This is a genomic window from Euzebyales bacterium (genome assembly GCA_035461305.1).
GTDB lineage: Bacteria > Actinomycetota > Nitriliruptoria > Euzebyales > JAHELV01 > JAHELV01.
In genome coordinates, this window is sequence record DATHVN010000055.1 from 1 (window position 1) to 15,561 (window position 15,561).

Below are 15,561 nucleotides of genomic sequence, written 5' to 3' on the forward strand. Positions count from 1 at the left end.
CCGGCGAGCCCGTCACGGGTTCGGTCGATGTGTCGGTGGCAGCAGCATGATCGAGCGCCGAAGGCCCGTGGTCACTCATGCCGCCATTTCATGTCAGCCAAGCGTCGCCGCGGCATACACGAGGTGAACGCACGGTGAACGGCGGACTGCCTCGTGATGATCCGGGGGGCCCTGGCGCACCGTCGACCGGTGCGCCCTCAGGACGACGTCTCCGGGGTCGGCGGCTCGACGCGCACGAGCAGGCCCGCCCGCGTCCCGGCGTACACGGCCTCGTCCGACGCCGCCAGCGCGGTGATCCTGCCAAACCCGGACGCCCGCCAGACCTCGAAGCCGGTGGCCAGGTCGAGGCCGTGCGCCCGGCCGTCGACGTCACTGACGACGAGCTGGGCAGCGGTGCCTGCCGCGACCGGCGTCAGGTCCCGCGGCGCGTCGAAGGTCCACCGTGTCGCGCCGTTCTCGATCGCCAGCGCGGTCACGTCCGCGCCGATCACTGCGAGCGTGTCGCGGACCGCGACGATGGTCGGCGGCACCTCGTCGATCCCCGCGACGGCCTCGCACCAGCGCAGCTCGCCGTCGGCGGGGTCGTACGCGCAGACCTCGCCGGCCCGTGACGCGACGGCGACGACGTCGGGCAGGACCGCCAGCGAGTCGAGCCACGGTTCGGTGACCGCGACCTGCCAGCGCGCGCCGGCGGCGGCAGGGCTCCCGGCGTCGGCGCGTGGCCCCTCGGCGTCGACCACCCAGAGCCTGTCGCTGTCGAGCATGGCCACCGTGCCGTCGAGCGCGACGACGGAGGCACCGTTGTCGATCCTGGCGTCTCCGCCGTCGTAGGACCACAGCAGGCGGCCAGTCGCGGCGTCGACCGCCTGCAGCTCCGGTGCGAGGCGACCGACACCCACGCCGTAGATCGTGCCGTCCGAGGTCGCGAGCGTGTTGATCGGCGCCACGATGTCGGACTTCTCCCACAGCAGGACGCCGTCGGCCGTGGCCAGTGCGCGGAACTTCGCCGCACGCAGTGCAACGGCCACGTCGGTGGCCACGACGTCGGTCAGGACACCGACGTCGACCGGCCACGACCACGACGTGGCACCACCCTCAGCATCGACCACGAGCACACGGTGGGGCGCGGAGGCGACCACCGTGTCGTCGATGACCTGCACGTCGTAGACGGGCTCGTCGGCGACGGCACGGTGCCAGCGTGCACCGGCGGCCGCCGGCCTGTCACGCGACTGTGCCACCGAGCCCGCGACGACCGGCCCTGCACGGTCGGTGCTGCGGTCGACGACAGCGAGCCCGCGGTCGCGCACGATGGTCACGAACGCCAGGGTGCTGACGATCCCCGCCAGCACGAGCATCGCCGCCACGGGCCAGCCCAGCGCCGGCCATCCGCGACCCCCCAGGCGCAGCCCCCTGCGGTGACGCTCCCCAGGGACATCGGCGGCGGGCGCGGCCGTGCCGCCCGATGCTTCTGGCTCGTCGGGCCAGGTCACGCCCCCCGAGCGCACACCCCCGCCGGGAGCCGTCGACCGGGACGGGGTCCGCAGCGCAGCGGTGTGGCCCGTCGCGCGGAGCAGGTCGACGCAGGTCGAGTGCCGACCATCGGGCGACTTGGCCATCCCGGCCGTCAACGCACCTGGCAGCGCGCGGTCGTCGGCGTCGGCCGGCGCGGTCGGCGCGACGGCGAACAGGTGCGCGCCGAAGAGGCCGGCTGCGGTGTCCCGGCGGAACGGCGGATGTCCCGTGACGCAGTGGTACAGCGCACAGGCCAGCGCGTACTGGTCGGCTCGCCCGTCGACGGCCTCGCCCCGCAGATGCTCCGGCGACACGTACACGACGTCGTGGACGTCGATGACCGCGCGGTCGATCCGGGCCTGCCGCGCGAGCAGCGTGTCGACGCCGAAGCCGTCGAGCACAGCGACCGGCACGCCACCGGCACCACGTCGGATGCGGATGGTCCGTGGGCTGATCGCCCCGTGGACGACGCCGGCGGCGTGCGCGGCGTCGAGCGCCAGCGCGAGGTCGCGCAGCAGCGCGACGGCGTCGTCGGGCGCGAGCCGGCCGATGTAGCGCACGTGGCGATCAAGGGTAACGCCGTCGACGAGCGCCGTCGCGACGTACGCCCGGTCGTCGTGGTCGCCCGCGTCGGCGATCGGGACCAGTGCGGGATGCGCGACCTTGACGGCGGCGCTGACGCTGCGGATGTACGCCGCGATCGCATCGGCGTCGGGACGGTCGGCGACGCACAACTCGTTGGTGACCCGCAGCGACAGCGGTCGCGACGTCCGACGTCTCTGCCCGTTGCGCACGGCCCGGTAGATCGAGGACACGGTATCGGTCGAGAGCAGCTGCTCCACGCGGTAGCCGGCGAAGCTCGCCCCCACCTCAGTCATCTCTGACGACCTGCCGCGTGAATGGTGCTCTGCCTCCTGCGACATGTCCCGACAGACTCGGAACGGCCTGACGCTTCACCCACCGGATCTTCGGGAGCAGGCGCCCGACGACCTGCCCGGGGTCAGGATACGGCTGCCCCTGCCGCCCTGACCAACAGATCACCGGTGGTGAACTTCTCATTACTAATGGATGTCTCTCTCGTGACCAGTGCGACGCTCGGGTACCCTGCGGCGGCCCAGTTCACGCACGATGGCCGTAGCCATCGAACGTATGTTCGGCTAGGCTTCGGCTCATGGGATGGGACAACCCTCCGGTGCCCTGGCGGGACCTCGTTGAGCAGCTCGGTGACGGCGGTCCACGGCACGGTGACGGGCGCCCCCGCAACGCGCCGCCCACCGCCGATGGCGGGGACAGCCCCGCGTGGTCGCGGCGACGGCTCCCCTACCAGCCCCCTGCGGCGACGCCCACCACCGCCACGGCCACGCTCTACGCCGAGCTCCACTGCCACTCGAACTTCAGCTTCCTCGACGGCGCTTCACACCCTGAGGAGCTTGCCGAGGAGGCCGCACGCCTCGGGCTGGCAGCCTGCGCGTTGACGGACCACAACGGGCTGTACGGCGTCGTCCGCTTCGCCGAGGCAGCGGGGGCGTTGGGGTTGCGGACCGTGTTCGGCGCCGAGCTGTCGATCGGCCAGAGCCGGCCGGGCAACGGCGTTGCCGACCCCGACGGCCGCCACCTGGTGCTCATCGCACGCGACCCCACGGGCTATGCGGCACTGTCACGCGCGATCGGCCTTGCCCAGCTGCGCGGGCGCAAGGGCCGCCCCGTCGTCGACCTCGAGGAGCTGGGCGTGCTGGCCGGCGATCACTGGCTGGTGCTCACCGGCTGCCGCAAGGGCGCCGTCCCGCAGGCACTGGTCGACAGCGGCCCCGATGCCGCCCGACGCGAGCTCGACCACCTGATCGGGATCTTCGGGCGGTGTCACGTCAAGGTCGAGCTGTGGGATCACGGCGACCCCCGCGACACCGCCCGCAACGACGCCATGGCCGACCTGGCCACCCGCTGTGGCGTCGAAGTGGTGGTGACCAACAACGTGCACTACGCCACCCCGCCACGGTGGCGCCTGGCGAGCGCCCAAGCCGCGATCCGCGCCAGGCGCAGCCTCGACGAGCTCGAGGGCTGGCTGCCACCGGCGGGGGCGGCGCACCTGCGCTCCGGTGACGAGCAGGCGGCGCGGTTCGCGCGCTACCCCGGCGCGGTCGAGTGCACGACCGCCCTGGCGGTCTCGTCGTCGTTCAACCTGCGGCTGGTGGCCCCGCGCCTGCCCGACTTCCCCGTGCCGGCTGGGCACACCGAGGCGACGTGGCTGCGGCAGCTGACCATGGAGGGCGCGCTGCGGCGCTACGGCCCACCCAACGGCGAGCGCGTGCCGGGTGCCTACCTGCAGATCGAGCGCGAACTGGCCACGATCACCGAGCTCGGCTTCCCCGGCTACTTCCTCATCGTGTGGGACATCGTCGAGTTCTGCCGGCGGGCCAACATCTACTGCCAGGGCCGCGGGTCCGCCGCGAACTCGGCGGTGTGCTACGCGCTGGGCATCACCAAGGCCGATCCCGTCGCGCTGGAGCTGCTGTTCGAGCGCTTCCTGTCACCGGCCCGCGACGGTCCCCCCGACATCGACCTGGACATCGAGAGCGGCAGGCGCGAGGAGGTCATCCAGTACGTCTACGACCGCTACGGCCGCCACCACGCCGCACAGGTCGCCAACGTCATCACCTACCGGCCGCGGTCGGCGGTCCGCGACGCCGGCAGGGCACTGGGCTTCTCTCCCGGACAGCTGGACCGCTGGGCGCGGCGGCTCGACGGCTGGGGCCCGCTGCGCGAGGTCGTCCCGCCCGCGAACGGAGCTGGCGGCGGACAGGGAACGGGGGCGAGGACGGCCCTGGCTGACCCTGACGCCGTCCCAGAGCCGGTCGTCGACCTGGCGGCACAGCTCGAGGGCTTCCCCCGCCATCTCGGCATCCACTCCGGCGGCATGGTGATCTGTGACCGGCCGGTGATCGACGTCTGTCCCGTCGAGTGGGCCACCATGCCCGACCGCAGCGTGCTGCAGTGGGACAAGGACGACTGTGCCGCCATCGGCCTGGTCAAGTTCGACCTGCTGGGGCTCGGCATGCTCGAGGTGCTCCACCGCACGGTCGACCTGGTCGCGGCACACCAGCAGACGGCGATCGACCTGGCCCAGATCCCCCAGGAGGACGCCGTCTACCGCATGCTGTCGCGGGCCGACTCGATCGGGATCTTCCAGGTCGAGAGCCGGGCGCAGATGGCGACCCTGCCGCGGCTGAAGCCCCGGAAGTTCTACGACCTGGTGGTCGAGGTCGCCCTGATCCGTCCCGGGCCGATCCAGGGCGGGTCGGTGCACCCGTTCATCCGCCGCCGCAACGAGCAGGAACCGGTCACCTACCTGCACCCGCTGCTCGCCAGGCCACTGCACAAGACCCTCGGCGTGCCGCTGTTCCAGGAGCAGATGATGGAGATCGCGGTCGAGGTTGCCGGGTTCACCGCCGCGGAGGCCGACGAGCTGCGTCAGGCCATGGGCGCCAAGCGCAGCCACCAGCGCATGGAGCGGCTGCGGGAGCGCTTCTACGCGGGCATGGCGACCCGCGGGATCACCGGGGAGATCGCGGACGCGATCTACGACAAGCTGCTGGCGTTCGCCAACTTCGGCTTCCCTGAGAGCCACTCGGTCAGCTTCGCATACCTCGTCTACGCCTCAGCGTGGCTCAAGCTGCACCATCCCGCGGCGTTCCTGGCCGCACTGCTCAACTCCCAGCCCATGGGGTTCTGGGCGGCGCAGACGCTGATCGCCGACGCCCAGCGCCACGGCGTGGTGGTGCGAGGCCCCGATGTGCACGCCAGCGCCGCACAGTCGACCCTCGAGCCTCTCGACCCCCCACTCCAACACCAAGCCGCCGACACGTCCCCACAGCACGACGGCACCGAACCTGGGGACGCGCCCCAACACCAAACCGCCGACACGTCCCCACAACACGACGGCACCGAACCTGGGGACGCGCCCCAACACCAAGCCGCCGACACGTCCCCACAACAGGACGGCACCGCGCGGATCCCCGCGGACCAGCTGGCCGAACGTGACCCGGCCGACCAACGCCTGGCGGTGCGCCTGGGACTGTCGCAGGTGCGCACCATCGGCGACGACCTGGCCGAGCGTCTCGCCGCCGGCGCCCCCTACGACGACCTCGAGGCGCTGGTGCGCCACGCCCGCCCGACGACCACCCAGGCCGAGGCGCTGGCCACCGCGGGGGCGCTGGCGCCGCTCGTGGCCGACCGGCGACGCGCATTGTGGGCCGCCGGCGCAGCCGCGCGCGCCAGCCCCGACCAGCTGGAGCGCACCACCACCGGCACCGCCGCGCCCGAGCTGGACCCGATGACCCTGTTCGACGAGGTCGGCGCCGACCTGTGGGCGACGGGGGTCACGACCCGCACGGCGCCGATGCAGTTCGTCCGCGACCGCCTGCGCGCGGCCCGGGTGCTGACCGCCGCCGACCTCGACACCGCCGAGCCCGACCGCACGGTGGCGGTCGGCGGTGTGGTCACGCATCGCCAGCGCCCCGCCACCGCCGGTGGCATCACCTTCGTGAACCTCGAGGACGAGACCGGACTGGTCAACGTGATCTGTCCGCACGCCGTCTGGACGCGGTACCGGACGGTCGCGCGGACGAGCCCCGCGCTGGTCGTCCACGGCCGCCTCGAACGCGCCGAGGGGGTCGTCAACGTGGTCGCCGCCCGCCTCGAACGCCTGGACCTGCACCTGGGCACCGCGCGGTCCCGGGACTTCCGCTGACCACCGGCACCTGCGAACGCAGCGCACACCGCGAACGGCAGTCGCGAGCCGGTCGCCGTCTAGGCTGGGCAGCTGTGCTGACGCAACCGCTGTCGTTCGACGCCCTCCAGGCGACCCTGACCGAACGGGTCACGTCTCACCTGTCACCACACGGGACGCTCGTCGTGCTGCCATCACTGAGCTTCCCGGCCGCCGAGCTGGCGAAGATCACCGCGATCGAGCGCTACGAGGAACGCCTGCTGCATCTGCTGCTGCGCCTGCGCGAGCCGACGTCGCGCGTCGTCTACGTCACCTCGCTGCCGATCAATCACGAGATCATCGACTACTACCTGCACTTCCTGCCCGACCCCGACGACGCGCGACAGCGGCTGACGCTGATCCACCTCGGGCACTTCTCCGGTCAGGGTCTGGCCGGCGAGCTCGCCGACGACCCCGACGCGCTCACGCGGGTGCGAGACGCACTGGCCGGCCACGACGACCGCGCGGTGATCCTGCCGTTCAACGTCACGGCCGCGGAGCGCCGCGTGGCGGTCGCGCTGGGCGTGCCGCTGTACGCCGTCCATCCGGACCTGGTGTCTCTGGGCTCCAAGAGCGGGTCACGGCGCGCGGCACGCGCGGTCGGCGTCCCGGTCCTGCCGGGGGTGGAGGACCTGTGGTCGACGCGCGAGATCAGCGAGGCCGTCGACCACCTGCGCCGGGAGCGGCCCGACGTCCACGCGGTCGTCGTGAAGCTGAACAACGGCTTCTCCGGTCAGGGCAACGCGATGGTCATGTGGGACCACGTCTGGGCCGACCTCGCGGACCGCGAGACCGTGTTCTGTGCCGCCGACGAGACCTGGGCGTCGTTCACCGCCAAGATCGAGCGCGAAGGAGCGATCGTCGAGCAGCTCGTGACGCAGCGGACCGCATCGCCGAGTGCGCAGGCGTGGATCACGCCGGCGAAGCGCCTCGAGATCGTCTCGACCCACGACCAGCTCCTGGGCGGCCCTGGTGGCCAGGTCTACCTGGGTTGCCGGTACCCGGCCAACCCGGCCTACCGCTCCGAGATCATCGCGCACACGACCGCCGTCGGCCGGTACCTGGCCGACGCAGGCGTGGTCGGTCCATTCGCCCTCGACTTCACGGTGGTGGACGGGGTCGAGCCCCGCGTCTGCCTGTCGGAGATCAACCTGCGCCTCGGTGGCACGACCCACCCGTTCGGCATGGCCTGCCTGGCGATGGGCGCCGGTGTGGATCCCGCCGCCGACGGGCTGCACACGGAGCACGGCACGCGGGTCTACGTGGCAAGTGACAACCTCAAGGACCCAAGGCTGATCGGGACCTCACCCGCGGGGGTCATCGCGCAGGTTCGTGACGCCGGACTGACGTTCGACCACACGACCCACTGCGGCGTCACGCTGCACATGCTGGGAGCGCTCGAAGACTACGGGAAGCTGGGTGCCGTCGCCATCGCACGGTCCCACGACGAGGCTGCCGCGCTGTTCTCCGAGCTGAGCGCTCTGCTGGGGTGAGCCGCGGCCCCGGGCAGACCCGTCAGTGGGCGCGGTCGGTGAGCGCACGGTAGAACGCCCGCGGGTTGTGGATCCACTTGAAGACGTGGATCGGATCCCCGGTCGGCGCCTTGGTCAGCACCGTGCCGTAGTTGAGCTGTCGACCGAGTGGGTCCTGTCGGAACACGATGCCCTGCCGGAACACCGGCTTGATCGCCGCCCGCTTGATGATCATCGACTCGTACTCGAACACCCGTCGGTTCGTCGCGACGAGCACCGTGCGGGACCACCGCAGCACCCGCAGGACCAGCCAACCGACCGCGCCGAGCACGACCCACACGAACAGGTCGACCATCGCTCCGGCGCCAGTGAGGGTGACCATGAACCCGGCGAGCAGGAAGACCGCGAACGCGATCAGCGCCGGGCCCACCAGCACCACCGGGTGCCTGCGGTCGATGTAGTGGACCTCCTCGCCACGCAGCAGGTACCCGGACACGTTGGGCAGTGGGAAGATCGACGCGCGCGGGCGCAGCGTCGCGAGCTCCGTGTCGCGCTCGCTCACGGTCGCTGTCCGGTACGTGCGCCGCCGGCCGTCTTCTACCCTCGTCGGCTGGCGGACTGGTACGGATGTCGCACGAGCTCGGTTCCTTGCTGCCGGCTGCGGCCCCGCGCTGGGGACGATGTCGACGCAACGACGGTCTTGCGGTACTACGCAGGCACTACTCATCGAGCAACCGCATCGTAGCGGCCCCTCGGTCGACAGCGAAGGACCCCACCCGCCCGAGCAGACGTCTGCCTCAGTCGTCGGGCGAGTCCCAGTCTGTCACGTCGCGGCCGGCCTCACGGGCCAGGATGTCGAGCGCCGCGGTGGCACCGGCGCCGGCGGAGATGACCGCCTGGCTGCGGGTCGGGCGGGCGACGCGTCCGACGGCGTAGAGCCCATCGACGCTCGTGGCGTACTCGGTGTCGACGACGACCCGTCCGTCAGCACGCTCGGCTCCCGCGGCCTCGCCGAGGCGCTGGGCGGACTTGCCGCCCGCCAGGACCACGTAGTCGCTGCGGTCGGGCTCGTCGTCCTCGACCGTCACCGCGAAGCCGTCGTCGTCGGCGTCGATTCCAGTGACCGCGCGGCTGACGATCTCGGCGCCCGCGTCGACGACCTGGGCGCGTGCCAGCTCCTGGAAGTCGCTGCCGCGGATCTCATCGATGCCCAGGTAGTTGTGGAGCAGGGCGTAGTGCATCGCCGTCTCGTCCTGTGCGTAGACGACCACGTCGTGGTCACCGCGCGCCAGGAACAGTGCGGCGCTGAGCCCTGCCGGGCCGTCTCCGACCACGATCACCCGTGCCATCTGCTTGTCCTCCCCGCTCGCCCGATGTGATCCGTCATACCGTAGAGCCTGCTGCCGGTGCGAGCGCACCTATTCCCCACCCACGGCGGGCGGCGCGTGCACCACACCGAGGGCCGTCGTTCCCGGCCGGACGCCGCGGTCCATCTGCGCCCGGCGTCACTGTGGATCGCCCGACGAGCGACATCGACATCGTGGCCCGGACGAGGCATCGCACCTGCGCCCGGTCCTCCCGCAGATCGTCAGCGCGCTGGGGCGCACAGTGGACGACGAGCGGGCTCACCTGCGCCCGGTCCTCCCGCAGATCGTCAGCACGCTGGGGCGCACGGTGGACGACGAGCGGGCTCGAGCAGGCCGTGGCCGGGCACGACGCCGCAACGATCCATGCTGGTGGCGGCATCGCGCTGCCGCAGCTGACCATGTGGACCTGCCACGCTCGAGGACGCGCGGCGGCCGCGGCTGGCCACCGCCCGCCACATCGAGCCGGCCTGGCGTGGCGGCGCCTCGGCTGGCCAGGCGGTGGGGACGCCTGACCCTGGCAGGTCGCAGGTGACTGCCCGACGGCGGGCGGGCCCCCTGCTCGTCCTCAGGCCGCGGAGCCCCCATCGTGCGTGCCGTGCTCGGGCGCGAGCACGAGGTCGTACTCCAGGGTGTGGTAGGGAATGTCGGGCTGCGTCCCGTCCGGCGCGGTCGTGCCCGCCTCGTGCCGGTCGAACGTGGCGATCAGCTGGCTGCGCACGCCGAAGACGGCGTCGCTGTCGAGGTGCTCGTCGGTGCCGTCGAACACATGCGTGATGAGGCGCTGGTATCCGTCAGCGGTCACCATGAAGTGGACGTGGGCAGGGCGCATCGGCCCACGGCCGGCCGCGGTCAGTAGGTCGCCGACCGGACCGTCATGCGGGATCGGGTAGGCCACGGGCAGCACCGACCAGAACCGCCAGCCACCGCCGTCGTCGGTGAACAGGTGACCGCGTCCCTGCATGTTGTCCAGATCGTCGTACTGCATGTCGTAGAAGCCGTCGTCGTCGGACTGCCAGACCTCGACCCGCGCGCCAGAGACCGGCGTGCCGTCGACCGCCACGACCCGGCCCGACATGTGGCAGGGCTGGCCAACCGCACCGCGTGCAAGGTCCCCACCGAGCTCTATGTGCGGTGAGCCCTCGACGAAGAACGGACCGAACACCGTCGACTCGGTCGTCCCGGGTGGCTTGCGGTTGTTGAGGCCCACGACCAGCATCGACACGCCGAGCACGTCGGACAGCAGCACCCACTCCTGGCGCTGGTCGGTCGTGGTGTACCCCGTCCGGGTCAGGAAGTCGATGCCGGCGAACCACTCCTCCTCCGTGAGCTCGACCTCGCTGATGAACGCGTGGAGGTGGCGCACGAGGCTACGCATGATCTCGCCGAACCGCTCGGAACGGGAGCCGTCGAAGCTGGCCAGGACGGCCGCCGTCAGCCGCTCGTCCGACAGGTCTGGAGCATCGGTCACCACAGGTGTCCTTTCAGCCGTCACCTGCCCGAGACTGTAGGGCCTGCAGGCCGACACATGCATCTGCGAAGCGGACGCCGGGGGCTCCGGCGCGGGGCATCGCAGGCGGGTCCTTCGGACCGCATGGGCCGGGCCGGTCGCCCTCCAGAGCCGGCGGCACCGGGGCGACGCTGGAGGCATGACGACGGCCCAGATCGCGCCCACCGGTCCGTCCGCCATCACGGCGAGCGCGAGCGTGGCGCTGTGGCGCCGCTGGGTCGGCGCCAACGCCGTCGGCGAACTCCTGGGCCTCGGCCTGACCGGCGTGGCAGCCGCCATCGCCATGGTCACGATCGAGCCGCGCTGGCCGCTGGTGGCTGCGGGCGCCGTCGTCGCCACGGGCACGATCGAGGGGACCATCGTCGGCCTCGCGCAGTGGCGGGTGCTGCGTGACCACCTCGACCTGTCCGCGCGGCGCTGGGTGACCGCGACGGTCGTCGGCGCCCTGGCCGCGTGGGCGGCCGGCGTGACACCGTCACTGGTGCTCGCGGACGCCGACGGCGTCGGCGTCGAACCGACGCTGGCGATGCAGCTGGGGCTGGCAGCGGCACTCGGGCTGGTGGCCGGGCCCGTGCTGGGCGGGCCACAGGCGGTTGCGCTGCGCGGCCTGGTGGACCGGCCGTGGCGGTGGGTCGCCGCGAACGCGGTCGCGTGGGCGTGCGCGCTGCCCGTGACGTTCCTGGCGCCCGCGCTCGCGCCCGCCGGCTCCGGGGCACCCGTGCTCGCCGCGGGGTTCGCCGTCGGCGCCTTCGCCGCGGGCGCGGTCGCCGGCGCCGTGCACGGCGTCGTGGTGGTGTCGATGGCCGGCGGGCGGGGCGTGGAGGTGATCAACCCCGTGATGCATCGGCTGCTGCGCTCCTGCGCCGGACGCCTCCTTCCCGGCCTCGTGCTGCTCGAGCTCACAGGCCGGCGCTCCGGTCGCCCGGTCAGGATCGTCGCCGGTCACGTGCGCGACGACGGGTCGGAGATCGTCGTCGCGGGCGCCGCCGACACGAAGCGCTGGTGGCGCAACCTCATCGACCCCCGTCCCGTGACCTTGTGGACGGGGGGTGTCCGGCGCCGCGGCGTCGGACGTGTGGTGACCGACGAGGCAGATCTGTCCCGTACGCTCGGGGCCTGGCACGCGACGCGTGCGAGGAGCAGACCGACAGTGGCCGACGTCAGCGCCGGACGGACGGCCGTGGTCATCATCGAGGTCGGCCGGGAGGAGTGATCATGGAGCGCATCGCAGTCGGCGTCGACGGATCCCGGGCCGCCGATCGCGCCCTGCACTGGGCGGTGCGGGAGGCCGAACTGCACGAGGCTGCGATCGACCTGGTGCACGCCTACGTCATGCACCCCTACGCGAGCCTGTTCGGCGACACCGACCGCAACCTCGCCGAGGCGCGGCTCGACAAGGTGATCGAGCGCAACCGGGCGCTGCTGGACCGCGTGACGTGGTCGTCGACGATGGTCGACACGGCCGGCGCCGCCGCGGCCGCACTGGTGGACGCCGCCAAGGATGCGGACCTCGTCGTCGTTGGGTCGCGTGGCGCCGGCGGGTTCGCACGGCTGACGCTCGGATCGACGGCCTACCGGACCGCCGCCCATGCGCCCGCGCCGGTCGCGGTCATCGCTGGCGACGACACCGGAGCCGACGGCGACCGGTCGATCGTGGTGGGCATCGACGACGCTCCCGTGTCCCGGCGGGCGCTGCGGTGGGCGCTCGAGGAGGCCGCGTGCCGCTCGACCTCCGTGACCGTCGTGCACGGCTACCTGCTTCCGATCGACATGGCGCCGGCGGCGGCCCTGGACCAGGGCCGGTTCGAGCGGGCGTGCGCCCAGGCTCGCGACGCCGCGGCAGACCTCATCGATCGCGTGGTCGGCGCCGCGCGGATTCCCCCGGGGGTGGAGGTGTCCAAGGTCGTCGATGCGGGGACCCCGGCCGGCACCCTGCTCGACCACGCGGAGAACCGGCTGCTGGTCGTGGGCACCCGCGGGCAGGGCGCGTTCAGCCGTGCGGTGTTCGGCTCGGTCAGCCAGCAGGTGGTCCACCATGCCGACCACCCGGTGGTCGTCGTGCCCTGAGGCGCCGCGGGACTGCACGTGACGGAGCACCGGTCCGCCGAGGGTTTCGGCGGCCTCGCCGGTGGCCGACAGGTCGAAGACGAACCCGAACGGACGAAGCCCCTACGATGCGTCAGGACTGACGGATCCACAGGTGGACGCTCTCGGGCTGCAGGGTGTGGTGGACGACCGCGCGCAGCTCCGACGTCACGACGGCGAGGTCGGTCTGGTTGCGCAGACCACGCGCGAACCGCTCGACCTCGGCGTCCGCATCGAATCGGCGACGGTTGAACCGTCGGTCGACGGCACGCCGCACCCGCTGCCGCACTGGCCGGAACAACCCGGCCACCAGCAGGGTCGACGCCGCGACCGCCAGATCGCTCTCTGGCGATACCACGAGGGTCAGCAGCGCCGTCGCTGCCGCGTACGTCCCGGCGAGCACCGCGACCATGACCGCGTAGGAGACGGTGCGGCTGACGATGCGGTCGATCTCGTAGAGGCGGTGGCGCAGGATCGCCACCATGAACCCGAGAGGGACGATCGCGTAGGCAGCCAGCGTCAGGTACCAGGCCTCCTCCCGGCCCAGTCCGGACCCGGCCATGCCGATGATCGCCGCGACGACCACGAAGCCCAGCGACGCCAGCACCCAGCGGTACTGCCGGCGCAGGCTCGCGTGCGATGCACGGTAGCGCTGCATCAGGCCCCCCAACGCGACCAGTACCGCGACCCCCGCCACGAGCAGGAGGACATCCTCGCTCACGGCGCGAGGAACGAACGCCAGCGGCAGGGGGCTCGGCAGCACGGCCTGCGCGTCGCTCACCCCCACGTGTGTCGTGAACAGCTGGAGGAAGGTCGCCGCCCCCGCGATCGTCAGCACGACGCGACCGGTGCGGGCCTGCCGCGCCGTCTGCGCGCGCAGGCCGTCGGGGAAGACGACGAGCAGTGCGGCGACCAGCAGCCACAGCAGCGCACCCTCCATGACGTCGAGCAACCACACGAACCACGCGTCGCCCGCGCGGATGGCCACGACGCCCGCCTCGCTGGAAAAGGCGAACCCGAACGCGGCGCCCAGCAGGCACAGCAGCCAGCCGACCACGTGCCAGTCGCGGCGTGCCAGCAACACGATGCCGGGCACGAGATAGGCGGCCGGCGCGAGCGAGGCGTACGGCAGGAAGCCCCCATCCTCCGTGGCGCGCTGATGGGCCAGCACACGGATCCAGATGAGCACACCGATGAGGCCGGCGAGTGCCGCGACGCGCAGCACCGTCCGCCACCGGGGTGCTGGCGCACCGGCATCGACGTTGGTCATCGACGTCGATCCTGCCCTGGCGGCGTTACGGCTTCGCTACGGATCACCAACCCGCCTCGACGGTGGCTCACGGCGTCACCATGCCGGCCGAAGCTCGGCCACTGGACGGTTCTCGCCGGGTCACCATCGGCGCACACGGTGCGTGAGACGGGTGTCGACTTCGGGCACGTTCCGGTAAGACAAACGCGATGTCGCGCCCTCACCGTGGGAGCGCAGCTGATGACGTCACGAGTACAGACGGACCTTCGGATCAGCCAACCGGCTGGACCCCCGATGCTCGTCGGTGTCGTGACGTGGTTGACGTCGGACCTGATGCTGTTCGGCGCCCTCTTCGCCGCCTACTTCTTCCTCCGGTCCCGCACCGCGGTGTGGCCGCCGAACGACGTGAGCTCGATGTCGTCCAACGAGCCCGCGGCGCGCTCGTGATCGCCGACTACAGCTGCGCCCAGGGTCGCGTGACCAACGCACTGATCCACGCCGCGCTCACCCGGGTGCGATCGGCCCATCGCGACGTGCCGGTCGCGGTCTTCCACAACGACCTGCCAGCAACGACTGGGCGGCGTTGTTCGACCGGCTGCGCGGCTCACTCCTACCCGCGCGTGGCGGGCGGCCCGATCACACCGCTGGCCTCGGCGACGTCGTTCTACGAACCGGTCTTCCCACCTCACGTCGTCGATCTGGGCATGAGCTTGACGGCAGCGCAGTGGCTGGCACGGTCCGGACCAGCCGGCACGGGCACCGCGCTGTACTTCGACCAGCTCGACGGGGCCCCGCTGGCACAGATGGCTGCACATGCACACGCGGACTGGACCCGGTTCCTCCAGCCGCGCCGACGAGCTCATGCCTCGCGGTCGGCTCGTCGTCGATCTGATGTGCGTCCCGGCAGGAGGCAGGGCCGCAGGACACGACCTGCGGCGTGTCGTGGACGACGTCTGCAGCGCGCTGGCCGATGAGGGCCACCTCGACGCCAACCGCCGTGACGGATACGTCGTCCCGGTCTACGAGCGGTCGGTCGAGGAGCTGCGACGACCGTTCGAGCATGAGGTCGGCCGGCGCGTCCACCTCGAGCAGCTCACCACCCCGCCGTGTGCCGAATCCGATCGCCGAGCGGTGCCGCGCCGACGGGGACGCCGAGACCTTCGCCGAGAGTTCACGGCGTTCTTCCGCGCCTGGAGCGAACCAACGCTGCGGGAGGTGCTCGCGCTCGACGAGGATGTCGTCGACCAGCTGTACCGGCGTGTAGTCGCGCGTGCGACCGATGCCGACCGGTTCAGCTTCGAGGTCACGACGGCGACGCTGATCGCCCCACCGCAGCGATTCACCCGGATCGCGTGGTCGCCCTCCCTCAGCCGACGGTCGTGTGCTCCTCGACAACGACCATGCCGGTGCGCTCGAGGTCAGACGAGCGCGGCTGGCCAATCGTTTGCGATGGCCGTGGCACGCCTAGGTGGCTGGTGTCTTTCGCGTGGTAGGTCGGTTCTGACGCGGTGGTCTGCGAGAATCACAGTGGCGTGGTTCTGGTGGAGGTCGCGGTGTGACGTTGGGGACGGTCGAGCGGCAGGGCGATCTGCTGGATGATGTGA

Annotated in this window: 10 protein-coding genes; 5 read left to right on the forward strand and 5 right to left on the reverse strand. The window is 71.8% G+C overall.

Annotated features, from left to right (window positions below; all coding sequences use genetic code 11):
* Nucleotides 1–197: 197 nt before the first annotated feature.
* Nucleotides 198–2,390 (reverse strand): PQQ-binding-like beta-propeller repeat protein, encoded by a 2,193-nt coding sequence (locus VK923_05540; protein HSJ44131.1) that lies wholly within the window; start codon nucleotides 2,388–2,390, stop codon nucleotides 198–200.
* A 293-nt stretch (nucleotides 2,391–2,683) separates the two neighbouring features.
* Between VK923_05540 and VK923_05545 the strand changes: the two genes are divergently transcribed.
* Entirely contained in the window at nucleotides 2,684–6,259 is a 3,576-nt protein-coding gene (locus VK923_05545; protein HSJ44132.1) for an error-prone DNA polymerase, read from the forward strand.
* Between the two features lie 74 nt (nucleotides 6,260–6,333).
* Nucleotides 6,334–7,770: a peptide ligase PGM1-related protein gene (locus tag VK923_05550; protein HSJ44133.1), complete on the forward strand. Its 1,437-nt coding sequence runs from the start codon at nucleotides 6,334–6,336 to the stop codon at nucleotides 7,768–7,770.
* A 22-nt stretch (nucleotides 7,771–7,792) separates the two neighbouring features.
* Here the strand turns inward: VK923_05550 and VK923_05555 are convergent, their stop codons facing one another.
* The 3 genes from VK923_05555 to VK923_05565 all read right to left on the reverse strand — a co-directional run bounded on the left by VK923_05555 (nucleotide 7,793) and on the right by VK923_05565 (nucleotide 10,584).
* Nucleotides 7,793–8,311, reverse strand: a complete 519-nt coding sequence (locus VK923_05555) for a hypothetical protein (protein HSJ44134.1) — start codon at nucleotides 8,309–8,311, stop codon at nucleotides 7,793–7,795.
* Between the two features lie 235 nt (nucleotides 8,312–8,546).
* Nucleotides 8,547–9,098 (reverse strand): FAD-dependent oxidoreductase, encoded by a 552-nt coding sequence (locus tag VK923_05560; protein ID HSJ44135.1) that lies wholly within the window; start codon nucleotides 9,096–9,098, stop codon nucleotides 8,547–8,549.
* A gap of 583 nt (nucleotides 9,099–9,681) precedes the next feature.
* The gene (locus VK923_05565; protein ID HSJ44136.1) at nucleotides 9,682–10,584 is read right to left on the reverse strand and encodes a dioxygenase; all 903 of its coding nucleotides are present in this window, start codon (nucleotides 10,582–10,584) and stop codon (nucleotides 9,682–9,684) included.
* 178 nt (nucleotides 10,585–10,762) lie between these two features.
* Between VK923_05565 and VK923_05570 the strand changes: the two genes are divergently transcribed.
* Both VK923_05570 and VK923_05575 read left to right on the forward strand, forming a co-directional pair.
* Nucleotides 10,763–11,836 carry a nitroreductase/quinone reductase family protein gene (locus VK923_05570; protein HSJ44137.1) on the forward strand — a complete coding sequence of 358 codons (1,074 nt, stop codon included), beginning with the start codon at nucleotides 10,763–10,765 and terminating at the stop codon, nucleotides 11,834–11,836.
* 2 nt (nucleotides 11,837–11,838) lie between these two features.
* Nucleotides 11,839–12,690 carry a universal stress protein gene (locus VK923_05575; protein HSJ44138.1) on the forward strand — a complete coding sequence of 284 codons (852 nt, stop codon included), beginning with the start codon at nucleotides 11,839–11,841 and terminating at the stop codon, nucleotides 12,688–12,690.
* Nucleotides 12,691–12,802: 112 nt separating this feature from the next.
* Here VK923_05575 and VK923_05580 read toward each other — a convergent pair whose 3' ends face one another.
* Nucleotides 12,803–13,978, reverse strand: a complete 1,176-nt coding sequence (locus VK923_05580) for a hypothetical protein (protein ID HSJ44139.1) — start codon at nucleotides 13,976–13,978, stop codon at nucleotides 12,803–12,805.
* 273 nt (nucleotides 13,979–14,251) lie between these two features.
* On the opposite strand from VK923_05580, the gene VK923_05585 reads away from it, so the two are divergent.
* Nucleotides 14,252–14,404, forward strand: a complete 153-nt coding sequence (locus tag VK923_05585; protein HSJ44140.1) for a hypothetical protein — start codon at nucleotides 14,252–14,254, stop codon at nucleotides 14,402–14,404.
* Nucleotides 14,405–15,561: the final 1,157 nt, after the last annotated feature.

What these genes read in the sequence shown, in the direction of transcription:
- VK923_05540 (HSJ44131.1), bottom strand. Translation starts at nt 2,390, where the DNA reads ATGACTGAGGTGGGGGCGAGCTTCGCCGGCTACCGCGTGGAGCAGCTG.
- VK923_05545 (HSJ44132.1), top strand. Translation starts at nt 2,684, where the DNA reads ATGGGATGGGACAACCCTCCGGTGCCCTGGCGGGACCTCGTTGAGCAG.
- VK923_05560 (HSJ44135.1), bottom strand. Translation starts at nt 9,098, where the DNA reads ATGGCACGGGTGATCGTGGTCGGAGACGGCCCGGCAGGGCTCAGCGCC.
- VK923_05570 (HSJ44137.1), top strand. Translation starts at nt 10,763, where the DNA reads ATGACGACGGCCCAGATCGCGCCCACCGGTCCGTCCGCCATCACGGCG.
- VK923_05575 (HSJ44138.1), top strand. Translation starts at nt 11,839, where the DNA reads ATGGAGCGCATCGCAGTCGGCGTCGACGGATCCCGGGCCGCCGATCGC.
- VK923_05580 (HSJ44139.1), bottom strand. Translation starts at nt 13,978, where the DNA reads ATGACCAACGTCGATGCCGGTGCGCCAGCACCCCGGTGGCGGACGGTG.
- VK923_05585 (HSJ44140.1), top strand. Translation starts at nt 14,252, where the DNA reads ATGCTCGTCGGTGTCGTGACGTGGTTGACGTCGGACCTGATGCTGTTC.